We start from the raw sequence: 24056 nt of genomic DNA, 5'->3' as shown, positions 1-24056 counted from the left end.
CAAGCCCCGCAATCAATCAAGCGAGGGATTACTGTTAATTTGAGCGGATTATTTTCTCGTTAAGGCTATCCATGACAGTTTGATTACAGTCGTTGCTGTGGGGCCTGCAACGGACATCCAGCATCGACCCCCTGCGATTCAAGCGTCATGGCGTGGTTCACCAATCTCCGGCTGCTCGTCAAACTGGCCGTTCCGGCTGTGCTCGTCGCGTTGGTCGCGGCCGGCATCGTGGTCCTCGCGCGCGACAGGCTCGCCCTGCTCGCGACGAACACGCAGCAGATCGTGGACGTGACGGCCACCCGGGCCATCGTCGCCCAGCAGATGGCGCTCGCCGTGGACGAGGCGGTCATCTTCGAGAAGAACATCATCATCGAGACCGAGGAAGCGGCCATGGCCGCGCAGCACGAGCTCTACAAGCGCGCCAAGCAGAGGGCCCTCGCGGCCGTCGACCGCCTGATCGCCCTGGCCGATACCGACGCGCAGCGGGCGACGTACGAGGGCATCAAGGGTCAGCTGACCTCCTTCTTCGTCCTTGCCGAACGCTCGATCGCCCTCGGCCTGAAGAACCAGAACGAGCAGGCCGCCCGGCTCTCCGCGACGGAGGTCCGTCCTGCCCGCGCGAAGGCCGTCGAGGCCGTCGAGAAGCGGGTCGAGGCGAACATGCACGACCTCGAGGCGGCGAAGGTGCGGGCGGGCGAGCTTGCCGCCTCCGCCTCCGACACCGTGACGGGCCTCGCCGCCGCCGGCCTCGCGATCGCCTTCGGCCTTCTCGGCGCCATCGCGGTGGCGGGGGTGACCCGCCCGATGGGCCGGCTGGTGACGGTGCTCGAGCGGATGGCTCAGGGCGAGATCGCGGCGGACATCCCGGAGGCGAAGCGCGGGGACGAGATCGGGAAGATCGGCAAGGCGGTCGAGGGCATCAAGGCGATGGTGGCGCAGAAGGCCGCCGAGCAGGCCGAGGTCAGGCGCGTCGCCGACGAGGCCGCCGCCATCGCGCGCCGCCGCGCCATGATGGAGCTCGCCGACGGGTTCGAGCGCGCGGTCGGCGACGTGGTCGGGCGGGTCTCGGCCTCGGCGACCGAGCTCCAGGCGACCGCCGGCGCGATGACGGTCACGGCGACCCAGACCGCGGGCCAGTCGAGCACCGTGGCGGCCGCGGCGGAGGAGGCCGCCTCCAACGTCGGCACGGTCGCGGCCGCGGCCGAGGAGCTCGGCGCCTCGGTCCAGGAGATCGGCCGGCAGGTCAGCGCCTCCGCCGGCATGGCCCAGGTCGCGGTGGGGGAGGCCGACCGGAGCGCCGCCCTGGTGCAGGAGCTGAGCGCCGCGGTCGCGAAGATCGGCGACGTCGTCAGCCTGATCTCGTCGATCGCCGGCCAGACCAACCTTCTGGCGCTGAACGCCACCATCGAGGCGGCGCGGGCCGGCGAGGCGGGCCGCGGCTTCTCGGTCGTCGCCGCCGAGGTGAAGGAGCTGGCCTCCCAGACGGCGCGCGCCACCGAGGAGATCGGGCAGCAGATCGCGCGCATCCAGGGGGCCACCGGCCAGACGGTGACGGCGATCGCGGGCATCGCCGGGCGGATCCGCGAGATCAACGCCGTGGCGACGACCATCGCGGCGGCGGTCGAGGAGCAGGGCGCGGCGACCCAGGAGATCGTGCGCAACGTGGCCCAGGCGGCGACGGGCGCGGGCGAGGTCACGAGCAACATCGCGGGCGTGGCGAGCGCCGCCGAGGCGACCGGCACCGCCGCCGGGGAGGTGCTGACCTCCGCCTCCGAGCTGTCGCGCCAGTCCGAGCACCTCGCGGCCGAGGTCACCCGCTTCCTCGCCTCCATCCGGGCGGCCTGACGCACCGGCGCCGGATGCGCGCAGAGCAGGGCGCTCCCCCGTGGAGCGCCTTGCTTTTGCATCATTTTGCCTGCCCATGCTGGCATCGACGCGAGGGGCCGCGCCGGGCTCCGCACGATGCTGCATGAGGACCCAAGCCTTGCCCGTCTCCCTCGATCGCCTCGGCTACGCGCATAGCCTGCTCGAGCGCCACTCCGCCGAGCGCAGCGGCCCGACCCCGCGCCTGGCCGACACGCCGGATGCCAGCCTGCTGCTGTTCTGCGGCGACGTGCCGGTGCTGCGGGTGACGGAGGCGGGCGCGACCTGCCTGCTGTCATCTCGGGACGCCGAGCGGGCCGGAGCGCCGTCGCCCGAGCTCTTTCTCGGCCGGGTCGGCGGCCGGCCGGCCTTCGCCGGCGCCCTGCCGGCGGATGCGGCGGCGTTCTACCGCGAGGATCCGGCCTACCGGGTGATCGACGCCCGTGCCGTCGCGGTCGAGGGAGCGGTGCCGGCGCCCGAGATGGGGGTGCTCGCCACCGCCAAGTCGCTGCTGGGCTGGCACGCCCGGCACGGCTTCTGCGCCAATTGCGGCAACGCCACCACCCTGTCCTGCGGCGGCTACCGGCGCGATTGCGGATCGTGCGGCACCGAGCATTTCCCGCGCACCGACCCGGTGGTGATCATGCTGATCACGCACGGCGAACGCTGCCTGCTCGGCCGCCAGGCCCGGTTCCTGCCGGGGGTCTATTCGTGCCTCGCCGGCTTCCTCGAGCCCGGCGAGACCATCGAGGACGCCGTGCGGCGCGAGACCTTCGAGGAGGCCGGCGTGCGGGTCGGCGCGGTGCGCTACCACTTCTCGCAGCCCTGGCCGTTCCCGTCCTCGCTGATGATCGGCTGCGAGGGCGAGGCGGACGGCGACGCCCTGGTGCTTGACCGGACCGAGCTCGAGGATGCCCGCTGGTTCACCCGCGACGAGGTCCGGCAGATGCTCGCCCGCACCCATCCGGACGGCCTGATGACCCCGCCCCCGATGGCGATCGCCAACGCCCTGGTGCGCACCTTCGCGGAGGGGTGAGGGGATGGCGCGGTTTCACGGCATCATCCCGTACCTCGTCACGCCGCTCGACGCGGAGGGCCGCGTCGAGACCGGGGTGATGACCTCGCTCTGCGACGACCTGATCGCCGGCGGCGTCCACGGCCTGACGCCGCTCGGCAGCACCGGCGAGTTCGCCTATCTCGACGAGGGGCAGAAGCGCGAGACCGTGGCGGCGGTGGTGGCGGCCGCCTCGGGCCGGGTGCCGGTGCTGCCCGGCGTCGCCTCCACGGCGATCCGCGGCGCGGTCGCGCAGGCGAAGGCCTGCCGGGCGGCGGGGGCGGACGGGATCGTGCTGATCCTCGACGCCTACTTCCCGCTCACCGAGCCGGAGGTCGAGCGCTACTTCCTGAGCGTGGCCGACGCCACCGACCTGCCGATCATCCTCTACACCAACCCGAACTTCCAGCGCGCCGATTTGTCGGTGGCATCCATCGCGCGGCTCGCCCGCCATCCGAACATCGTCGGCATCAAGGACGCCTCGACCAATACCGGGCGCCTGCTCTCGATCCTCAACCGCGTCGGTGACGACCTTGACGTCTTCGCCGCCTCCTCGCACATCGCCGCGAGCGTGATGATGCTGGGCGGCAAGGGCTGGTTCGCCGGCCCGGCCTGCGTCATCCCGCGGGAGTGCCTGGCGCTCTACCGCCTCTGCCGCCAGGAGAGCTGGCGCGAGGCGGTGGCGTTGCAGAAGCGGGTCTGGACCTTCAACGAGGTCTTCGCCCGCTACAACCTCGCCGCCTGCGTCAAGGCGGCGCTCGCGATGCAGGGCTACGCCGTCGGCGATCCCGTTCCGCCCCAGAGCCCGGCCTCGCCGGAGGCGCGCGCGGCGATCGCGGCGGCGCTGGCCGAGGTCACGGGCGGCACTCCGGACGCATCGTCGCGCAACTGAGACGACCGGCCGTGTAGGAAGCCGGTTTTCTGCCCGATCACGAGGACTTTTCCGCATGACCACCGACACCGCCCGGGCCGCCGCCGCGCGCCACGACGCCGCCCTCGCGATCGCGCGCGCGGCCGGCGAGACGGCGCTCCGTTTCTTCTCCTCCCGCGACGCGCTGGTGATCGAGCAGAAGACCGGGGCCCAGGACCTCGTCTCCCAGGCCGACCGGGAGGTGGAGCTCCTGATCCGCGCGCGCATCGCGGAGGCCTTTCCCGAGGACGGGGTGATCGGCGAGGAGCACGACCCGGTCCCGAGCCGGTCCGGCTATACCTGGGTGGTCGATCCGATCGACGGCACCAGCCCGTTCCTCAACGGCCAGCCGAACTGGTGCGTGTCGATCGGCGTGCGGGGGCCGGACGGGCTCGTGGCCGGCGTGATCGAGGCGCCGGTGCTGCGCGAGACCTACGCGGCCCTTCGCGGCCACGGCGCGACCCTGAACGGCAAGCCCCTGCGCCTCGATCCCGCAACGGTGCTCACCTCGTCCAACGTCGCCTTCGGGGCCACCCAGAAGACGCCGGCGGCGCAAGCCGCCGCCTTCGTGCACGGCCTCTACCGCGAGGGCGGCGTGATGTTCCGCAACGGCTCCGGCGCCGTGATGCTCGCCTACGTCGCCGCGGGCCGCCTCGCCGGCTATTACGATCCGTCGATCAATGCCTGGGACTGCTATGCCGGCCTGCTGCTGGTCCGCGAGGCCGGCGGCGTTGCCGAGTATACCGGGTCCGACGACATGCTCACCGGCGGCCTGCTCTACGCCGGCACCCCGGCGGTGGTGGCGGATCTGCGCCGGCTGGGGGAGGAGTCGCGGCGGGCGTGAACTCCGGAGGGTGTTCCGCTCGCCGCAGACGACGTGCCCGCTGTCCGGCGAAAGCGTCGGACAAGACAGGCGCCGGACTCCCCGCTCGCGTTTCGGAGAGGGGAGAGGCGCGTCTTTTCCGAAGGCCCGCGCTACTTCGCGCCCTTCCGCACCAGGATCGCCCGCATCTGGGCGATCTCCGCCTCCTGCGCCCGGACGATCGTCTCCGCGAGCGCCCGGACCTCCGGATCCGTCCCGTGCTCCAGCACGATCTTCGCCATGCCGATCGCCCCCTCGTGGTGGGGAATCATGCCGCGCACGAAGTCGATGTCGGCGTCGCCGGTGTAGCGGATCGCCATGTCGCGGTGCATCCGGGCGTCGACCGCGCGGTAGGCCTTGGTGGCGGGACTGTCGCCGGCGGCGGGGCCGGTGACGGGGTGGGAATGGTCGTGCGCCGCGGCACCCGTCGCGGCAAGGAGGAGCAGGGCGGCGAACGCCCGAGCAGTGACGCCAGCCATCAGTTGAACCTCCCGCTCGCCGCCGCGCCGTCCGGCCCCGTGATCTGCACCAAGCCCTTCGGGCTCGTCCCGACCGGCACCTCCGCCTCGCCGGTGAGCCGCGCCTCGGCCGGCGTCAGGGTCACGCGGGCGGGCTTGCCGCCGACGACGAGGATCGCCGTGCCCTTGAACCCGGCCGGCGCCACCGCCTTCTCCTTGGCGTCATAGACGTACACCTCGACGGTGCGGTCCTTCGTCACCAGCTCGATGTGGTAGGGGCCGGCATCCGCGACGCGCCCGCCGCGATGACCGGTGCCGTCATGGGCATAGACGCCGGTCGCCCAGACCGGCAGCAGTGCCAGCACGGCGCCAGCGGTGAGACATCTCTGGATCAGCATCAGGTTCTCCTTGGTTGAGGGGGGGAGATCAGAACGCCTCCGCGGAGACCGGCGCGCCGCCGGCCTTGGCGGTCTCGCGCGAAGCCTGGAGGCGCTCCAGGGCGCGGCGGCCGAAGCGCAGGAACAGCACCGGCGTCAGCACCGCGTCGAGGAGGGTGGCGCTGACGAGCCCGCCGAAGATCGTCACCGCGACCGGGTGCAGGATCTCCTTGCCGGGGCTCGCCCCATCGGTCAGCAGCGGCACCAGGGCGACGCCGGCCGAAAGCGCCGTCATCAGCACCGGGGTCAGCCGCTCGAGGCTGCCCCGAACCACGAGGTCCGGCCCGAACGGCACGCCCTCGTGCAGCGCCAGGTTCAGGCAGTGGCTGACCTTCAGGATGCCGTTGCGGGCCGCGATGCCGGTGAGCGTGATGAAGCCGATCATCGAGGCGACCGAGAGCGGCTGCCCGGCGAGCCAGAGCGCCGCCACCGAGCCGATCAGCGCGAGGGGCACGCTGCCCAGGATGATCAGCGCCAGCACGGCGGAGCGGTAGCGGCTGGCGAGGAGCGCGAAGATCAGCCCGAGCGAGACCAGCGACAGGGCCCCGATGGTGCGGCTCGCCTCTTCCTGCGCCTGGAAGGTGCCCTCGAGGCTGGTGAACGCCCCGGGCGGCAGGGTCTCGGCGTCGACAGCCCGGCGGATGCCCGCGACGATCGCTCCCATGTCGGCCTCTGCCGTCGTGTTCGCCATCACGACGAGGCGCCGGCGGCCGTCCTCGCGCAGGATCTGGTTCGGCCCGTCGGTCTCGCGGATGTCGGCGAGCTGGCGCGCCGGCACCCAGCCGGACGGCGTCTCGACCAGGAGGTCGCCGAGACCCGTGGTGGTGCGTTGCGCCTCGGGGAGGCGCAGCACCACGTCGAAGCGGCGGGTGCCGTCGACCACCGTCGAGACCAGGCGCCCGTTGGAGAGCCGGCTGATCTGCTCGACGAGCGCCGCCGGCTGCACCCCGTAGAGCGCCGCCCGCCCGTAATCGACCCGGATCTCGAGCTGCGGGATCCGGGTCTGCTTCTCGACCTGCAGGTCGGCGAGGCCGGGGATCGTCCGCATCCGCTCCTGCAACGAGGCCGCCACCCGCCGCAGGGCATCGAGATCCTCGCCGAAGATCTTCAGGGCGATCTCGGCCCGGACGCCGGACAGCATGTGGTCGAGCCGGTGCGAGATCGGCTGGCCGACATTGACCGAGACCGGCAGCGCCGCGAGGCGCCGGCGGATCTCCGCCACGAGTTCCGCCTTCGGCCGCCCGCCGCCCTTCAACGCCACCTCCAGGTCGGAGGAGTGGACGCCTTCCGCATGCTCGTCGAGCTCGGCCCGGCCGGTGCGGCGGCCGACCGCCGCAACCTCGGGAATCTCCATCAGCAGCCGCTCGGCGACGGCGCCCACCCGGCTGCTCTCGGTGAGCGAGATGCCGGGGGTGAAGGCGATGGTCACGGTGAACGAGCCCTCGTTGAAGGGCGGCAGGAAGGCCCGCGGCAATTGCGAGGCGGCGAGCCCCGCCGCCACGACCAGGCCGGCGACCGCGCCGGCGAGGAGGCGCTGGTGGCGAAACGCCGCCCGCAGGGCCGCCTCGTTGCCGCGCTTGAGCCAGCGGATGAAGCGGCTCTCGTGCTCCTCCAGGCTCTTCAGGCCGGGCAGGAGCCAGGAGGCGAGGACCGGCGTCACGGTGATCGAGACGACGAGGCTCGCCAGGATCGACACGATGTAGGCCTGGCCCAGCGGCGCGAAGAGCCGCCCCTCGATGCCCGACAGGGCGAAGAGCGGCACGAAGACCAGGACGATGATCGCCGTGGCGTAGACGATGCCGGAGCGCACCTCGTTCGAGGCCGCCACCACCACGTCGAAGACCGAGCGCGGGTTCCCGGCGGCCCGGTTCTCGCGAAGCCGCCGAAAGATGTTCTCGACGTCGACCACCGCGTCGTCGACGAGCTCGCCGATGGCGATGGCGAGCCCGCCCAGCGTCATGGTGTTGATCGACAGCCCGAGCAGGTGGAAGACCAGCGCGGTGGTCAGGATCGAGACCGGGATCGCCGTCAGCGAGATCAGGGTGGTGCGGACGTTCAAGAGGAACGCGAACAGCACGAGCGCCACAACGGCGATCGCCTCGACGAGCACCCGCTCGACGTTGCCGATCGAGGTCTCGATGAAGTCGGCCTGGCGGAACAGGATCCGGTCGGCCACGATGCCGGCGGGGAGGGAGGGCGCGATGTTCTTGAGCGCCGCCTCGATGGTGCGGGTCAGCGCCACGGTGTCGACGTCCGGTTGCTTCTCGACCGAGACGAGCACCGCCGGCCGGCCCTGGTAGCCGCCCTCGCCGCGCTTGGCCTTGGGGGCGAAGGAGACCTCCGCCACCTGCCGCAGGCGTACCGGGGCGCTGCTGGCGGCGCCCACCACCAGGTCCGCCAAGTCCTCCAGGCTCATCGTGCGGGCGATGTTCCGGATCAGGTACTCGCGGGAATACTGGTCGGTGAAGCCGCCGCCGGCATTGGTGCCGAATTGCTGGAGCGCCGCCTCGAGCTGGGCGTTGGTGACGCCGAGCGCCCGCATTGCCGCCGGGTTCGGGGCGACCCGGAACTGGCGCACCTCGCCGCCGATCGGGATCACCTGGGCGACGCCCGGCAGGTTGAGGAGGCGGGGGCGGAGCACGAAGTCGGCGGTCTCGCGCAGCTCCATCGACGACAGGGTCTCGCCCGTGACCGCGATCAGCAGCACCTGGCCCATGATCGAGGAGACCGGCCCCATCTGGGGCGTCACCCCGCGGGGGAGCTGGTCCTGCACCAGGCTCAGGCGCTCGGCGACCTGCTGGCGGTTGCGGTAGATGTCGGTGCCCCAGGCGAACTCGACGTAGACCACCGACAGGCCGACGCCCGAGACCGAGCGCACCCGGGTCACGCCCGGCAGGCCGTTGAGCCGAGTCTCGATCGGATAGGTCACCATCTGCTCGACCTCCGGGGGCGCGTAGCCCTCGGCCTCGGTCATGATGGTGACGGTCGGGCGGTTGAGGTCGGGAAAGACGTCGACCGGGAGCCGGGTGAGGCTGACGGCGCCGTAGAGCACCAGCACGAGGGCCAGCGCCAGCACCAGGAGGCGATTGCGCAGCGACTGCGTGACCAGGACGGAGAACATCGGGGTCTCTCCCTACCGGACCTGGTCCAGCAGCTCGGCGCCCTGGACCACCACGCGGGTGCCGGGCTTCACCCCGGCCTCGACCAGGACCCGGGTCCCGTCGAGGGGCGCGACCCGCACGGGCCTGGCCTCGTAGCGCTCGGCGGCCGTGTGGGCGTAGACGACGTCCTGGCCGTTGGCGGTGCGCACCACGCTCGCCCGCGGCACAGCAAGGCCGCGCTGCTCGGTATCGGTCGCGGCGAGCACGGTGACGAACTGCCCGACCCGCAGGCCCTCGGACCCACCCCGGATCCCGAACTGGACCGGGATCGCCTGGTTGCGGTCGGCGAGCCCCGCGCCCTGGTAGGCCAGCGGCAGGCTGCGCCCGTCGGCAAGCCGCGCGGTGGCATCCGACGCCGGCGTCAGGGCGTCGAAGCTCAGCGCCTCGACCCAGAGCTTTCCGGGGTCGACGATCTGAAAGACCATCTGGCCGGAAGCGGCCATCTGGCCGGCCACCGCCGCGGCCTCGGCGATCACGCCGCCCACGGGAGCGACCAGCACCTCGGGCTCCTGGCGGATGCGGTCGAGGGCGGTGCGGCGATCCTTCAGGCCCTTCAGCTCGTCCTGCGCCTCCTCGAGCTGCACCTGCGAGACCGCGCCGCTCGGCGCGAGCTTGAGGAAGCGGTCGACCCGGCGCTGCACGATGGCGATCTGCTGGTCCAGCTCGCCCTGGCGCTGGCGCATGTCCGACTGGTCGACCCGCTGCACCGGCGGGGTGACGAGGGCCAGCACCTCGCCCGGGCTCACCTTCGTGCCGAGGCGCGGGAAGGTGCCGGAAGGCGGCGGCGCCAGGCGCCCGCCGACGGAGGATTGCACCACGCCGCTGGCATTCGGGTCCGGGATGATGCGGCCGGGGAGCGAGACGGTACGGCGGTAGCTGTCCTCGGCCGCGATCACGGTGCGCAGGGACAGCAGGCGCTGGGTCGGTTTGGGCACGAACACCGCCCCGTCGGGCAGGCGCTGGGCGAGGTCGGCGGGCGGCGGTGCGAAGGCCATGCGGCTCTCCGGATGATCGCCCTCGTGGGCAAAGGCCGCGGCGCCGAGCACGAGCGTGGCGGCGAGCACCAGCACGGCGAGGACGGGCACCCGGCGCCCGGCCCGCATCAGCCCCATGGCGGCGAGGCCCAGCAAAAAGCCCCCGGCCGCGGCGAGGCCGGCGCCCGGGTCGCGCGCGGCGAGCCGGTCGGTCAGGAGCTCGGTGAGCCGGTGGAGCCAGCCCTCCTCGGCGTGCCCGGCCTCGGCGGCCGGTGCGCCGGCCGCCGGCAGCGCGACCGTGAGAGGCAGCACGTCCACGTCGGCGCCGGCTGTCACCGTGACGACGAGGTCGAGATGGTCGTCCTTCGGGTCCCGCTTGACCAGCCAGGGCGCGGGAAGGCGGTAGCTGCCGTCCGCGGCGGCCTCGGCCGTGGCGGGGCCGGCCGGCGTCTCGACCTCCAGAGTGGCGTCGGTGATCGGCTCGCCGGTGGCGAAGCGGTCGAGATAGAAGACGATCGCCTCGCCCTTCGGAATCGCCACGAGTTCGAAGGCCGCGGAGGCCGCCGCGCCCCGCGGCGCGATGGTCTTCGAGATCGGCGCCTTCGGGGCGCCGTCGTCGTGGCCCTCGTGGGCGCGGGCGAGGGGCGAGAGGAACGGCAGCGCCGACAGGGCGAGCGCCACGGCCCACGCACGCGGCGCGGCCGTCAACCGGAACGGAGACATCGGGGAGGGAACCTTCGCGAGCGTACAGCTTTGCGCGCCCGCGGGCGACCCCACCCGTCAGGGCGGCGCGTCGGCGCGGGACGCGGGCGTCAGGCGAAGGGTCTTGGGGGTCGGGCGGGGGAATCCGGCACGATGCCGGCGGGCAACGCGTCCTCGCCGGCCATCAGGCGCCGGGCGACGGTGAGGGCTGGAATCGCCGCCAGACCGTCCGGCAACAGCCCGGGCACGCAACAGGAGGCGCTCATGAGGCAGCACAGCCCGTTGCAGGGACGCGCAGCCGGTGCCTCGTCCGAAGCGGCCAGGATGCGGCGCGGACCCTCCGCGGCGATGCGCGCCTCGGCGAGGACCGGTGCCGTCGCGGCTGGCGCGTCGACGGAGGTCGCGTGGTGGGCGTGCCCCTGATGCGCATGGCCCTGATGGGCCTGGGCCGACGACGCCCCGACCACCGACGCGCCGACGCCTGCGGCGATCATCACGATCACCGCGGCGAGCAGCCTTGCGAGAGGGCGGGGCATCATCATGACGCAAGGATACCAGATTCGGAGACGCGGGCAAGCCGGCCCTCAACCTGTCCCGGGCGTCTTGTCCGGGTACCGGCACAGGTCGGCGATCGGGCAGCGCCAGCATTCGGGCTTGCGCGCCTTGCAGACGTAGCGCCCGTGCAGGATCAGCCAGTGATGGGCGTTGAGGCGGTAGGGCTCGGGCACGATCGCTTCCAGCCCCGCCTGGACCTTGTCGGTGGTGCTGCCGGGCGCCAGCGGCACGCGGTTCGAGACCCGGAAGATGTGGGTGTCGACCGCGATGGTCGGCTCGCCGAAGGCGACGTTGAGCACCACGCTCGCGGTCTTCCTGCCGACGCCGGGAAGCACCTCCAGGTGCTCCCGGATACGCGGCACCGCGCCGCCATGCTCCTCGATCAGGATGCGCGAGAGCGCGATGACGTTCTTGGCCTTGGTGTTGAACAGCCCGATCGTCCGGATGTGGTGGCGCACCGTCTCCTCGCCGAGGGCCAGCATCGCGGCCGGGTTGTCGGCGCGCGCGAAGAGCGGCGCGGTGGCGAGGTTGACGCTCCTGTCGGTTGCCTGGGCGGAGAGCACCACCGCGACGAGGAGCGTGTAGGGGTTGAGGTAGTCGAGATCGGAGCGCGGCTCCGGGTTGGCGGCGCTCAACCGCGCGAAGATCTCGGCGAGGGTCGCGGCGTCGACCGGCTCCGGCGTGGTCGCGCGGGCGGTCAGGGGCTTCACAAGCCCCGCCTTCGCGGGCCCTGCCTTCGCAAGCCCCACCTCGGCAGGTGCGGTGATTTTGTCGGGGGCGGCCTGCTTCCGGCGAGTCATGCGCGCCTTATATTGCGGGCATGGCGAGCGGCAAGGAACCGGACGACGCAGGCGCGCGGCACCCCTACGGGCGGGACCCCGACGCGATCGAGCGTCCCGTCTATTCCGCGACCATCCGGCCGCATCGCTCGCTGTCGCGCCTCGGCTTCCGGGTGGTCATGGGGTTCTTCGGCGCCGTCGCCCTGGTGACGGGCATCGCCTTCCTGCAGATGGGGATGTGGCCGGTCACGGGCTTCTTCGGCCTCGACGTCGCGGCCCTGTGGTTCGCCCTCACCCTCAACGCCCGGCGCGGCCGCTCCTTCGAGGAGGTGGTGATCAGCCAGATCGAGGTGCTGGTCGCCCGCGTCAGCCATCGCGGCGAGCGCGCCGAGTGGCGCTTCAACCCGCTCTGGACGCGGCTGCACAAGGTCGAGGACGAGGAGTACGGGCTGTTGTCGCTGGCCTTCGTGTCGCGCGGCCAGCGGGTGCTCGTCGCCCGCGATGCGTCGCCGGTGGAGCGGCAGACCGTGGCGGAGGGGCTGACCCGGGCCCTGGCCGAGGTGAAGAAGGGATATTGACCCACCACTTTCATGAAGTGCTCCCCTTTCCCGGATCTCCTTCCGCTTTGCTCCAGCCTTCCGGGAAAGGGGAGGGCGAGGAGATGGACACGCCGGGACTCCGCCGTCCTGCCTGTTTTCTCACCGGCCGCTGCAACCACTCCGCCAGCTTCGTGAAGCGCGGCTTGGCCCCGCCCCTCACCGCGATCGCCACGGCCTTCGGTTGGGCCACCAGCACCACCAGCCGCTTGCCGCGGGTCACGCCCGTGTAGAGCAGGTTGCGGGCGAGCATCGTGTAGTGCTGCATGGCCACCGGGATCACCACGGCGGGGTATTCCGATCCTTGCGACTTGTGGATGGTGATGGCGTAGGCCGGGCTCAAGGCATCGAGCTCCTCGAACGGCCAGGTCACCTCGCGCCCGTCGAAGCCCGCGACCAGCGATCCTTCTTCCGGATCGACCCGCAGCACCACCCCGAGGTCGCCGTTGAAGACCTCGCGGTCGTAGTCGTTCTGGCCCACCATCACCCGGTCGCCGGGGGCGAAGACCCAGCCGAAGCGCTCGACCGAGACCGGCGGGTCCGGATTCAGGACCCGCTGGAGCGCCTGGTTGAGGTGGCGGCTGCCCAAGGCCCCGCGGGTCATCGGGCAGAGCACCTGCACGTCCTTGACCGGGTCGAGGCCGAAGCGGCGCGGGATGCGGCGGGTGACGATCTCGACGAGCTTCTCGGCCCCGATTTCGGGATCGTCGATCCTCACCACGAAGAAGTCGCCGTCCGGCGTCTCCGCGCCTTCCGGCACCCGCCCGGCATTGATCCGGTGGGCGCCCGTGACGATCCGGCTCTCGGCCGCCTGGCGAAACACCTCCGTCAGGCGCGCCACCGCGACGCGGCCCGAATCGATCACGTCGGCCAGCACCCTCCCGGGGCCGACCGAGGGGAGCTGGTCGACGTCGCCGACAAGCCAGAGCGCGGCGTGGCGCGGAATCGCCCGGGTGAGGGCGTTCATCAGCGGCACGTCGATCATCGAGGCCTCGTCCAGCACCAGGAGGTCGCAAGCCAAGGGGCTGTGCTCGTCCCTCTGGAAGCCGCCGTGGCGCGGGTCGATCTCGAGCAGGCGGTGGATGGTTTTTGCCTCGCGGCCGGTCTGCTCGCTCATCCGCTTGGCGGCCCGGCCGGTCGGGGCGGCGAGCAGCACCTCGGCCTGCGAATCCGCCAGCACCCGCAGCAGCGCGTCGAGGGTGCTGGTCTTGCCGACGCCGGGGCCGCCGGTCATCACCGCGACCTTGGCGTGGAGCAGCGTCGCGGCGGCGGCGCGCTGCGAGGGCGAGAGCGGCCGACCGGTCTCGGCCTCGACCCTGGCCAAGGCCGCGCCCGTGTCGATCTCGTCCCAGGGCAGGGGGGCGTCGTCGAGGGCGATCACCCGCTCGGCGATGGCGGATTCGGCCGCGTGCAGGCCGCGCAGGAAGAGGTGAGGAATCTCGCCGATCGTGTCCATCACCACTGACTTGCCGCCGATCTCGTCGACGAGGGCGGTGCGCAGGAGGCCCGCATCGACGGCGAGCAGCTCGGCTGCGCGGGCGATCAGGTCCGGTACCGGCAGGGCGCAGTGGCCGTCATCCATGGCGGCCTGGAGCGCGTAGGCGAGGCCCGCGCGCAGGCGTTCGGGCGCGGTCGGCGGCAGGCCGAGCCGGGCCGCGATGGCGTCCGCCGTGCGAAAGCCGATGCCCTTCACATCCCGGGCGAGGCGGTAGGGGTCCTCGGTCATCACCGCGACCGCCTCGGTGCCGTAGGTCTTGAAGATCCGGACCGCCCGGGCGGTACCGACGCCGTGGGCGTGCAGGAACACCATGATCTCGCGCACCACCTTGTGCTCGGCCCAGGCCGCGGTGATCCGCGCGGCCCGGGTCGGGCCGATCCCCGAGACCTCGGTCAGGCGCTCAGGCGCCGCCTCGATCACCGCGAAGGTGTCGGCCCCGAAGGCCCTGACGATGCGCTTGGCCATCTCCGGCCCGATGCCGCGCATCTGGCCAGAGGCGAGGTAGCGCGCGATGCCCTCGACGCCGGTCGGCGGCGTCGCCGCCATCGTGTCGGCGCGAAACTGCAGCCCGTGCTCGCGGTCGCTGACCCAGGCGCCGGTGGCGGTCACCCACTCGCCCGCCGCCACCGCCGGCGCGTGGCCGATCACCGCCACGAGATCGCGCCGGCCCCGCGCCTTGACCTTCAGGACGCAGAACCCGCTCTCGGCGTTGTGGAAGGTGACGCGCTCGATCGACCCGGCGAGGGCGTCGGGCGAGCGGGAACGGGGAGGGGCGGCGAACGGGGCCATCGGCGCACCCTGAGATCGGGAGGGCGCGAGGTGCCCGCAAGGGTGGGGCCGGGGGCCCGCGCGGGCCGCCGGTCCTTCCCGCGATCCGACCTGAGACTGGCGACCGTCTCAGTATCCCTGCGAGCGGTCGACGGCGTGCGGGATCGGCTCGCCGCGCAGATGGGCGCGCACGCCCTGGATCACCTGCCGGGCGGCGCCGGCCGGCTGCGTGGCGCTCGCCACGTGCGGGGTCGCGATCACCCGGGGATGGGCGAGGAGGGGGTGGCCGGCCGGGGGCGGTTCCGTCGCCAGCACGTCGAGGACGGCGCCCGAGAGCCGGCCGCCCTCGAGCGCGGCGACGAGATCGGCCTCGACGACGTGCCCGCCGCGGCCGGCATTCACCAGCCCGGCGCCGGGGCTCAGGCGGGCGAACAGGTCGCCGTCGAGGAGGCCCCGCGTCGCCGCGGTGAGCGGCAGCAGGCAGACCAGGATGTCGGTGCCGGACAGGAACGCGCCCAGGGCGTCGTCGCCCGCGAAGGTCTCGACCCCGTCGAGGGCCTTGGGCGAGGCGCTCCACCCGCGGACCGGGAAGCCGAACCCGGCGACCGCCCGCGCCGCCGCCTGGCCGAGCACCCCGAGACCCATGATGCCGACCCGGCGCTCCGCGGCCGGCTTGACCGGCCGCGGGGTCCAGCGCCCTCCGGCCTGCTCGATGCGGTAGAACGGCAGGTCGCGGTGGAGCGCCAGCACCGCCATCACGACGTACTCGACCATCGAGGCGGTGAGGTTCGGGTCGACCATCCGAACCACCTGCACGGCCGGCGGCAGCTCGCGGACGGGCAGGTGGTCGATGCCGGCCCCGATGCAGAACAGAGCCTCCAGCCGCGGCATCGCGCGGGGCAGGTCCGGCGGCGGCGTCCAGGCGACGAGGAAGCGGGCCTCGGCGGCCTCGCCGTCCGGCGTCCAGTCGACGAGGCGCAGGTCCGGCGCCTCGCGCGCGAAGATGTCGTGCCAGACGGCGCCGCGGACCGGATCCGACTTGTAGGCGATGAGAGGAGGGATCATGAGGCCTCGGCTCGATGGGGACGTTTCCCGCGGATGATCCAACGATAGGCGCGCGCGGCGCGCGGGAGACGCCGAATCCGGCGCCGCCGGCAAGCGGAATCGGCGCGAGGGGCGAGCCCACGGCGGCAGAGGCTGCCGCGAGGCGCATTACCGGGGGCGGCCGGCGGGTGGGCGATCCGCCCGTCCGGCAGGACCTGCCGTGCGGGCGGGCCGAAAGCGCAGGAACGCCACCGCCGGGGCCGGCACAACGGAGTCCGGAGACCGTCGACCCGCCTTAGGGTTCCGGCACGGCTTGACCCCGCAGGGAGACCCCCGATGGCCCGCCTGTCGCCCAAGTACATCACCTTCGACTGCTACGGCACGCTGATTGATTTCGAGATGGCGCCCGTCGCCCGCCGGCTCTACGCCGACCGGGTCCCGGCAGAGCGCATGGACGCCTTCGTGGACGACTTCTCCGCCTACCGCCTCGACGAGGTGCTGGGCCCGTGGAAGCCCTACCGGGACGTGGTCGCCAACGCGCTGATCCGCACCTGCCGGCTCAACGGGGTTGCGTACCGCGACAGCGACGCGGACGCGGTCTATGCCGCGGTGCCGACCTGGGGCCCCCATCCGGACGTGGTCGAGGGGCTCTCGAAGGTCGCCAGGGAATTCCCCCTGGTGGTCCTGTCGAACTCGATGACCGACCTGATCCCGCACGCGATCGCCAAGCTCGGCGCGCCGTTCCACGCCGCCTATACGGCGCAGGAGGCCCAGGCCTACAAGCCGCGGATGCAGGCCTTCGAGTACATGCTCGACCAGCTCGGCTGCGGCCCGCAGGACATCCTGCACTGCTCGTCGAGCTTCCGCTACGACCTGATGACCGCGCACGACCTGCGCATCACCAACAAGGTCTGGGTCAACCGCGGCCACGAGCCGGCCAATCCCGCTTACGGCTACCACGAGATCAAGGACGTAAGCGGCCTGCCGGGGCTGCTCGGCCTGTGAGCGCCGCCCTCGCCATGCCCGCCGCCGTGCGGAGCTTCCACGACCTGCGCGCCTTCGCGGCCGAGGCCGCCCCGGCCTCCGGCGACGACTGGCTCGCGGGCGCACATCAGCTGCCGCTCGCCGATCCGCGCCTGCGCCTCGTCGCGCTCCTGCTGCCGGCCGGGACCGGCGCGGTCGCGGCCTGCCGGGCGGACGCCTTCGCGATCGTCCTCGAGGGCGACGTCGCGATCACCGGCGCCGACGGCCGGGTCGAGCGTCTCGCGGCCGACGACAGCGTCGTCCTGCCGATGGGCGCGGGCTTTACCTGGGCGAGCGCGGCCGGGGCGCGGGTGATCGTGATGGCGTACGCCGCGGAGGCCGAGACCGGGCGGGGCCCGGTGCGGATCGACCGCGGCGCGGCACTCGCCCGCTCGAACCCGCCGACGGCGGACCTCCTCGTCGGCGAGACGCCGTCCTGCCGCAACCACACCGACTTCACCTCGGCGGATGGCACCTTCCTGTGCGGGGTGTGGGATTCGACGCCCTATCACCGCCGGCCGATGCGCTACCGCCATCACGAGCTGATGCACCTGCTCGCCGGTGCGGTCACTGTGGTGGACGAGACCGGCCGCGAGGCGACCTTCGTGAAGGGCGACGTCTTCCTGGTCGAGGCCGGCGCCTCCTGCTCTTGGGAGAGCCGCGAGGACGTCGCCAAGGTCTACGCCATCCACCGGCCGGCCTGACGCGACTCATCCGCCCCTCCCGCCTGCCCGTCCTGCGAGAAGCGACGACAAAGCCATGCCGAGCTGCGACACGCTCTCCTTCGATCCGGCCTCGATCCGGATCCCGAACGGTCATTTCATCGCCGGCCGGCTCGAGACCGGCGGTCCCGGCTTGCCCGTGATCCGCCCGTCCGACGGGCAGGTCATCGCCGAACTGCCGGTGGCCGACGCCGCCACGGTCGACCGGGCCGTGACGGACGCGGCGGCGGCGCAGGCGCAGAGCGGCTGGGGCGCCTGCGCGCCGCGGGAGCGGGCGAGGGTGCTGCGCCGCTTCGCCGACCTGATCGAGGCCGACGGGTGCGCGCTCGGGCAACTGGAGGCCTTGTCCTCGACCCGCCCGATCACCGACGCGATGGCCTACGACGTGCCGGCGACGGCGGAAGCCTTCCGGTTCTTCGCCGAATACGCCGACAAGCTCGGCGGCGAGGTGGCGGCGACCCGCTCGGACCATCTCGGCCTCGTCGTGTCCGAGCCCTACGGCGTCGTCGCGGCGATCACGCCGTGGAATTTTCCGCTCTCGATGGTGTCGTGGAAGGCCGGCGCGGCGCTCGCCGCCGGCAACGCCGTCGTGGTCAAGCCGTCCGAGCTGACGCCGTTCTCGACCTTGCGCCTCGCCGAGATCGCGGTCGAGGCCGGGCTGCCGCCAGGCCTCCTGACCGTGATCCAGGGCGACGGACGCACCACCGGCGACGCGCTCTGCCGCCACCCGCGAGTGGGCAAGATCTCGTTCACCGGCTCGACCCTGACCGGCGCCGCGATCATGGCCGCGAGCGCGGCGAGCGGCGTCAAGCCGGTGACCCTGGAGCTCGGCGGCAAGAGCCCGCAGCTCGTCTTCGCGGACGTGCCGGACCTCGCCAAGACCGCCGGCGACGTCGCCGGCTCGATCCTGTACAATGCCGGCCAGGTCTGCGTCGCCGGCTCGCGGCTGATCGTCGAGGAGCCGGTCGCCGACGCGATGCTCGACGCGCTCGTGGCGTGCTTCTCGGCCGTGCGGCCTGGCCCGACCTGGGAGGCCGGGACCGGCTTCGCGCCGATCGTGTCGCGCCGCCAGCTCGACCGCATCGACGACATCGTGCGCCGCACGATCGCGGCCGGCGCCACGGTCCTGTGCGGCGGCGGGCCGATGCCCGGGCGCAACGCGGGCGCCTGGTACGCGCCGACCATCCTGACGAACGTCACGCCCGACATGCCGGCCGCCCGCGAGGAGATCTTCGGGCCCGTCCTGACCGTGCAGACCTTCAGCGGCGAGGAACAGGGCATCGCGCTCGCCGACCATCCGGATTACGGCCTCGCCGCGGGCGTCCATACCGGTGATATCGGCAAGGCGATGCGGGCGATGCGCCGGATCCAGGCCGGCACGGTCTGGATCAACCGCTACGGCCGCACCGCCGACTTCGTGGTCCCGACCGGCGGCTTCAAGCGTTCGGGCATTGGGAAGGATCTCGGCCGCCAGGCGGTCGAGGCGAATCTGCGCCACAAGAGCGTCCTGATCGCGTTCTGAGAGCCCCGGAGGCCTCCATGGTTACCAAGGACACCCTGCGCGACCCTGCGCTCCTGCGGTTCCAGGCCTTCATCGCCGGCGCCTGGCGCGACGCGGAGTCCGGCGCCAGCCTGCCGGTGACCGACCCGGCGACGGGCGAGACGATCGGTACGGTGCCGGATTGCGGCGGCGCCGAGACCCGCACGGCGATCGCTTCGGCCGAATCCGCCTTTCCGGCCTGGCGCCGCACGAAGCCGGCGGAGCGGGCCGCGATCCTCGAGCGCTGGAACGCCCTGATCCTCGACCACGCCGAGGATCTGGCGGCGATCATGACGGCCGAGCAGGGCAAGCCGCTGGCGGAGGCCCGCGGCGAGGTCGCCTACGGGGCGAGCTTCGTGAAGTGGTTCGCGGAGGAGGCGCGCCGTATCACCGGCGACGTCTTCACCGCACCGTCCGGCGACCGCCGGGTGCTGGTGCTGAAGGAGCCGGTCGGCGTCTGTGCGGCGATCACGCCGTGGAACTTTCCGATCGCGATGATCACCCGCAAGGTGGCGCCGGCCTTCGCGGCCGGCTGCCCGATCGTGGTCAAGCCCGCGGACCTCACGCCGTTCTCGGCCCTGGCGCTGGCGGTGCTGGCCGAGCGGGCAGGGGTGCCGAAGGGGGTGTTCAGCGTCGTCACCGGCCACCCTCAGCCGATCGGCGCCGAGATGACCGGCAGCGAGACGGTGCGCAAGCTCTCCTTCACCGGCTCGACCGCGGTCGGGCGTCTGCTGATGGCGCAGTCGGCCCCGACCATCAAGCGGCTGAGCCTCGAGCTCGGCGGCAACGCGCCGTTCATCGTCTTCGACGACGCGGACCTCGACCTCGCGGTCGCGGGCGCGATGGCCTCGAAGTTCAGGAATGCCGGCCAGACCTGCGTCTGCGCCAACCGGATCCTGGTGCAGGACGGCATCCACGACCGCTTCGCCGCGCGCCTCGCCGAGGCCGCTGAAAAACTCACCCTCGGCAACGGCTTCACGCCGGGCGTCACGATCGGGCCGCTCATCACCGATGCGGCGGTTGCCAAGGTGACGGCGCATCTCGAGGACGCCCTCGCCCGCGGCGCCCGGCTGGCGGCGGGCGACCCCGACGCGATCAGCGGCCGCTTCGTGCCGCCCCTGGTCCTGACCGGGGCCGAGACCGGCATGCGGCTGGCGAACGAGGAGACCTTCGGCCCGCTGGCGCCGCTGATGCGCTTCTCCCGCGAGGAGGAGGCGATCGCCATCGCCAACGCGACGCCGTTCGGCCTCGCCTCGTACTTCTACACCTCCGACATCCGCCGGGCCTGGCGGGTCGGCGAGGCGCTCGAATTCGGCATGGTCGGGCTCAACACCGGCACGGTGTCGCTGGAGGCCGCACCCTTCGGCGGCGTCAAGCAGTCGGGCCTCGGCCGCGAGGGCTCGGGCTACGGCATCGACGAGTACCTGGAACTGAAGTCCTTCCATATGGGTGGGCTGTAACTTGGGCGGCCTGTGATCACGGCCCCGCACGGAGACCCGACGCGATGACCAGTCCGACGACCATCGCCCTGACGACGATCCGCCCGATGAGCGAGGCCGATATCGAGGCGGTGCACGGCCTCTCGGTCGAGGTGCGCTGGCCGCACCGGCCCGACGACTGGCGCCTGGTGCTGGAACTCGGCCACGGCGTCGTCGCCTGCGACGATGCCGGCCGGGTGATGGGCTCGGCGATGTGGTGGCCCTTCGGCGAGGGCCTGGCCACGATCGGCATGGTGATCGTCTCGCCCCGGATGCAGGCGAAGGGCACCGGCCGGCGCATGATGCGCGAGATTTTTTCCGCCGCCGGCGACCGCACGATCCGGCTCACCGCCACCGCGGCCGGCCAGCGCCTCTACGAGGCGGAAGGGTTTCGCCCGACCGGCACGGTCACGCAGTACCAGGGCACAGCGGACGCGGCGGCCGCCATCGACGACCCGCGGGTGCGCGCGGCGGCCGAGGCCGACTGGCCCGCCATCGCGGCTCTCGACCGCGCGGCGTTCGGGGGCGACCGGACCCGCCTGCTCGCGGCCCTGCGCCGGGTCGGCCGGACCTTCGTGCTGGAGGAGGGCGGCCGGATCGCCGGTTTCTCGGTCTGCCGGCCCTTCGGCCGCGGCCACGTCGTCGGCCCGCTCATCGCGACGGAGCCCGAGGCCGCGGTGGCGCTGGCGAGCCCGCACGTGCGGACCCATGCCGGCACCTTCCTGCGCCTCGACACGCCGGAGCGTGACGGCCCGCTCGTCGCCTTCGCGGAGGCAAGCGGCCTCGGCAATGTCGACCGGGGCCTGACGATGACCCGCGGCACGCCGCCCGCGACCGGGCCGGCCCGCGTCTTCACCCTCACCAACCAGGCCCTCGGTTAGGCCGCGACCGTCGGGGCGCTCGCCCCGCCGCGTCTCAGCGCGCGTCGCCGAACAGGGTGGCGAGCGGAAGTTCGGTCTTCACGATCGGCGTGCGCAGCACGATGTAGCTGAAGTACTTGGCGATGCCGACGTTGCGCTCGAGCAGCGCCTCGATCACGTCCTGGTAATGCGACAGGCCGCGGGTGACGAACTTCACCAGGTAGTCGTAGCCGCCGCTGACGAGGTGGGCCTCCATCGCCTCGTCGACCTTGCGCAGGGACTGCTCGAAGCGCTGGAAATATTCCGGGGCGTGGCCGCTCAGCGTGATCTCGGTGAACACCGTCACGGTCTCGCCGAGCTTCGGCAGGGCGATGTGGGCGCCGTAGCCCGTGATGTAGCCGGCCTGCTCCATGCGCTTGACCCTGAGCAGGCACGGGCTCGCCGACAGGCCGACGGCGTCCGCCAGCGTCACGTTGGTCATCCGCCCGTTCTTCTGCAGCTCGACGAGGATCCTCATGTCGATCCGGTCGAGCCTGGTCGTCTGCTGGTTCACGAACGAGATTCCCGCTTTCGGCTCGGCAGAGCGCGGCGTCGCCGGGAAGGACCGAGGCGGCCGGGCGAGCCTTCCGGCGGACGGAGCCGCCTCCGTCGGACCGCGTGGCTGCACAGCTCGGCCGAACCGCCTGGCTGACGCCGTGCCAACCTTGTCAGAGCGGCGGTCGGTTGTCATGCGGGCCGCAGGCCCGCGAAACGGGAGAGTGCGCCATTTCCAATCAGCCAGAGTGGGCCTTTTTCAATCCGGCGCCTGTAGACACGATTCGCATAAGGTATGTTATGGAATGACATTCGGAGCGGTCGGTGGTCGAGCCAAGCCGTTGAACGGACGGCCATTCTCGGTGACTCACGCGGTTTCGTCCAGAACCCGCTCCGCACCAGGCGCTGCCTCCTGTAGCCGTGTCGCCACCCGCCGGGCCAGGTCGGCGGCCTGGCCCCGGATGTCCGGCACGGCGGTGCATTCCCACAAGGTCCCGCGCAGCAGCGGGCCGAGCGTCCAGAGCGGCCGACTCGCGTCGCCTCGCTGATCCACCACCGCGAGATCGTCCGCCACTGAGAGGCCGAGCCCGAGGACGTCCGGGCGGATCAGGCCGCGACCCATCAGGCGGCGCAGCAGCAGGTCCTCGGTATCGGCCACCCGCGCGACCCCGGATGCGTCGATGATCCGCTGCACCTCGACCGTCTGCAGCTCCGCGGCGCCCCTGGCGCGCAGCGTGACCCGGGCCTGCCCGGCCTGATCCTCGACCGCGACCACGCGGGCGCGCATCAGGGTCAGGCCGCCGCCGGCCAGCTCACGGCCGATGATCTCGGCGGCCGGCGGCGCCATGCGGTGGCGGTGCACGTCCCAGAACGCGCGGACGTGACGGAGGAAGCGGCGTTGCTCGGCGAGCGGCAGGCCGCGCCAGAGGTCGATGCTCGCACCCCGCAGGGCGTCGATCACGCTGCGCCAATCGACGCCTGCCGCCGCGGCCCGGCGCACCTCGTCACGCACGACGCGCAGCAGGCGCGTCAGGGAGCCTCGCGCCGCTGCAGGTACGTCCGGAGCCGGCCACGGTACCGTGGCGGCGTGAACCTGCGGCAGCAACCCGCGGCGCGACACCGCGAGGATCGGCCCGGCGAACCCGCGCTGACGCAAGGCCGCCACGGCATCGACCATGGTGAGCCCGGTCCCCACGATGAGCAGCGGCAGGTCGGGACGCAGGTCGTCGAGGGGCGAGCCGTCCCATGGGTCGACGGCGTAGCGGCTGCGCGGCCCGGGCGGCGCCCGCAGGTTGCCGCAGGCCAGGATCGCGCCGGCGACCATACGCCTCCGCCCGGCCGCGAGCGTCAGGCAGAAGCCCTCATCCGCCGGCGCGAGATCGACCACCTCGTCGTTCTCCAACATCAGGCGCGGTGCCTGGCCCGGCGCCGACAGGGCCGCCAGCAGCAGGTCGGTGAGGTAGCGGCCGTAGAGCCCGCGGGCCGCGAACAGCCCGGCCGGCGTGGAACGGGTCCAGGCCACCCCGTCGACAGGGCAGCTCTCGAGCCATCGCGAAAAGTGATCCGGCCGGTCCGGAAACGCGCTCATGTTGGTGGCGCGCACGTTGAGCAGGTGATCGGGACAGGCGGTGGCGTAGGCCAGGCCCCGCGCGAAGGCACCGGACTTCTCGCATAGCAGGACCGGGCGCTCCGGCAGGAGCCGGCTCAGGTGGAGCGCCGCCATGGTGCCGCTGAAGCCGGCGCCGATCACCGCGATGGGAGGAAGGGTCATGCGCATCCGCCGTCGGTCTCCTGCGTCGCCCGTCTATGTAGGGGAAGCCGGCCCGCAGGTCTCGGCCGGTCCGCAAGTGGTGCGGCCGCCAGGCGAATTCGCGATCGCTGGGGCAGCCGAGCCCTTGAACGTGGCGCACGCGTCCCCACCTAAGGCGCAGGCCAGCCGCGGAGGCTCGGCAGGTCCCCTGCCCGCCTCCTGTCGCAGCTTCGGTTTCCGAGCGTGTTGACAGGCGAGCCGGCTACCCTTAAACGACCGCTCACCGACGGGGCGCCGAGACGAACGGCTCGGCCCCGAGGCACTACCCGACAGACGAGCAAGCAGAGGCCGGTCAAACCTGGCTCTGTTGTCTGTTCTCTACGGTACGAGATCTGGCCCCTGGCCCGATCGGCTCTTTGACAAGTTCATATGAGAAAGAGAAGCGTGGACGGCGTCGTCCCTGCGGGTCGGCCTTCTTGGGAGGGCCG

Annotated in this window: 20 protein-coding genes; 10 read left to right on the top strand and 10 right to left on the bottom strand. The window is 72.4% G+C overall.

Annotated features, from left to right (window positions below; genetic code table 11):
• Positions 1–147: 147 nt before the first annotated feature.
• The 4 genes from EU555_RS25950 (at position 148) to EU555_RS25935 (ending at position 4671) form a co-directional block, all read left to right on the top strand.
• The gene (locus EU555_RS25950; RefSeq protein WP_135418250.1) at positions 148–1845 is read left to right on the top strand and encodes a methyl-accepting chemotaxis protein; all 1698 of its coding nucleotides are present in this window, start codon (positions 148–150) and stop codon (positions 1843–1845) included.
• 124 nt (positions 1846–1969) lie between these two features.
• Complete coding sequence (gene nudC / locus EU555_RS25945) at positions 1970–2899, top strand: NAD(+) diphosphatase (RefSeq protein ID WP_205820993.1); 930 nt, start codon at positions 1970–1972, stop codon at positions 2897–2899.
• A gap of 4 nt (positions 2900–2903) precedes the next feature.
• Positions 2904–3809, top strand: a complete 906-nt coding sequence (locus tag EU555_RS25940; protein WP_135418248.1) for a dihydrodipicolinate synthase family protein — start codon at positions 2904–2906, stop codon at positions 3807–3809.
• A 55-nt stretch (positions 3810–3864) separates the two neighbouring features.
• Positions 3865–4671, top strand: coding sequence for an inositol monophosphatase family protein (locus tag EU555_RS25935; RefSeq protein ID WP_135418246.1), 807 nt, complete (start codon positions 3865–3867; stop codon positions 4669–4671).
• Between the two features lie 131 nt (positions 4672–4802).
• On the opposite strand, the gene copM is transcribed toward EU555_RS25935, so the two are convergent.
• The 6 genes from copM to nth all read right to left on the bottom strand — a co-directional run bounded on the left by copM (position 4803) and on the right by nth (position 11776).
• On the bottom strand, positions 4803–5168 hold the full coding sequence (gene copM, locus EU555_RS25930) for a CopM family metallochaperone (protein WP_135418244.1): 366 nt from the start codon (positions 5166–5168) through the stop codon (positions 4803–4805).
• Entirely contained in the window at positions 5168–5545 is a 378-nt protein-coding gene (locus tag EU555_RS25925) for a hypothetical protein (RefSeq protein WP_135418242.1), read from the bottom strand. The genes copM and EU555_RS25925 overlap by 1 nt, the downstream gene beginning before the upstream one ends.
• 28 nt (positions 5546–5573) lie before the next feature.
• Positions 5574–8705 carry an efflux RND transporter permease subunit gene (locus EU555_RS25920; RefSeq protein WP_135418240.1) on the bottom strand — a complete coding sequence of 1044 codons (3132 nt, stop codon included), beginning with the start codon at positions 8703–8705 and terminating at the stop codon, positions 5574–5576.
• Between the two features lie 12 nt (positions 8706–8717).
• A complete protein-coding gene (locus EU555_RS25915; protein ID WP_135418238.1) occupies positions 8718–10442 on the bottom strand; it encodes an efflux RND transporter periplasmic adaptor subunit in 1725 nt (574 codons plus the stop codon).
• An 89-nt stretch (positions 10443–10531) separates the two neighbouring features.
• Positions 10532–10963: a hypothetical protein gene (locus tag EU555_RS25910; protein ID WP_135418236.1), complete on the bottom strand. Its 432-nt coding sequence runs from the start codon at positions 10961–10963 to the stop codon at positions 10532–10534.
• Between the two features lie 42 nt (positions 10964–11005).
• Entirely contained in the window at positions 11006–11776 is a 771-nt protein-coding gene (gene nth / locus EU555_RS25905; RefSeq protein WP_245524498.1) for an endonuclease III, read from the bottom strand.
• Between the two features lie 20 nt (positions 11777–11796).
• On the opposite strand from nth, the gene EU555_RS25900 reads away from it, so the two are divergent.
• Positions 11797–12333, top strand: a complete 537-nt coding sequence (locus EU555_RS25900) for a DUF2244 domain-containing protein (protein ID WP_135418232.1) — start codon at positions 11797–11799, stop codon at positions 12331–12333.
• A gap of 10 nt (positions 12334–12343) precedes the next feature.
• Here EU555_RS25900 and recD2 read toward each other — a convergent pair whose 3' ends face one another.
• Together recD2 and EU555_RS25890 are read right to left on the bottom strand one after the other, a co-directional pair.
• Complete coding sequence (recD2, locus tag EU555_RS25895) at positions 12344–14638, bottom strand: SF1B family DNA helicase RecD2 (RefSeq protein WP_135418230.1); 2295 nt, start codon at positions 14636–14638, stop codon at positions 12344–12346.
• Between the two features lie 108 nt (positions 14639–14746).
• Entirely contained in the window at positions 14747–15682 is a 936-nt protein-coding gene (locus tag EU555_RS25890) for a 2-hydroxyacid dehydrogenase (protein ID WP_135418228.1), read from the bottom strand.
• 315 nt (positions 15683–15997) lie between these two features.
• On the opposite strand from EU555_RS25890, the gene EU555_RS25885 reads away from it, so the two are divergent.
• From EU555_RS25885 to EU555_RS25865, 5 genes are read left to right on the top strand one after another with little or no spacing between them, the layout of a single operon-like run.
• Positions 15998–16666, top strand: a complete 669-nt coding sequence (locus EU555_RS25885; protein WP_135418226.1) for a haloacid dehalogenase type II — start codon at positions 15998–16000, stop codon at positions 16664–16666.
• Complete coding sequence (locus EU555_RS25880) at positions 16663–17388, top strand: cupin domain-containing protein (protein ID WP_205820992.1); 726 nt, start codon at positions 16663–16665, stop codon at positions 17386–17388. The genes EU555_RS25885 and EU555_RS25880 overlap by 4 nt, the downstream gene beginning before the upstream one ends.
• A gap of 55 nt (positions 17389–17443) precedes the next feature.
• A complete protein-coding gene (locus EU555_RS25875; protein WP_135418224.1) occupies positions 17444–18928 on the top strand; it encodes an aldehyde dehydrogenase family protein in 1485 nt (494 codons plus the stop codon).
• 17 nt (positions 18929–18945) lie between these two features.
• The gene (locus EU555_RS25870; protein ID WP_135418223.1) at positions 18946–20406 is read left to right on the top strand and encodes an NAD-dependent succinate-semialdehyde dehydrogenase; all 1461 of its coding nucleotides are present in this window, start codon (positions 18946–18948) and stop codon (positions 20404–20406) included.
• A 44-nt stretch (positions 20407–20450) separates the two neighbouring features.
• Positions 20451–21305: a GNAT family N-acetyltransferase gene (locus EU555_RS25865; RefSeq protein ID WP_135418221.1), complete on the top strand. Its 855-nt coding sequence runs from the start codon at positions 20451–20453 to the stop codon at positions 21303–21305.
• A gap of 34 nt (positions 21306–21339) precedes the next feature.
• Here EU555_RS25865 and EU555_RS25860 read toward each other — a convergent pair whose 3' ends face one another.
• On the bottom strand, positions 21340–21837 hold the full coding sequence (locus tag EU555_RS25860; protein ID WP_281041317.1) for an Lrp/AsnC family transcriptional regulator: 498 nt from the start codon (positions 21835–21837) through the stop codon (positions 21340–21342).
• Between the two features lie 348 nt (positions 21838–22185).
• Positions 22186–23589, bottom strand: a complete 1404-nt coding sequence (locus EU555_RS25855) for an FAD/NAD(P)-binding protein (RefSeq protein ID WP_135418220.1) — start codon at positions 23587–23589, stop codon at positions 22186–22188.
• Positions 23590–24056: the final 467 nt, after the last annotated feature.

It is taken from the genome of Methylobacterium nonmethylotrophicum, assembly GCF_004745635.1.
Classification (GTDB): Bacteria; Pseudomonadota; Alphaproteobacteria; order Rhizobiales; family Beijerinckiaceae; genus Methylobacterium; species Methylobacterium nonmethylotrophicum.
The sequence above is the reverse complement of the archived record's forward strand: the minus strand, read 5'-3'. Positions and strand labels throughout refer to the sequence as shown.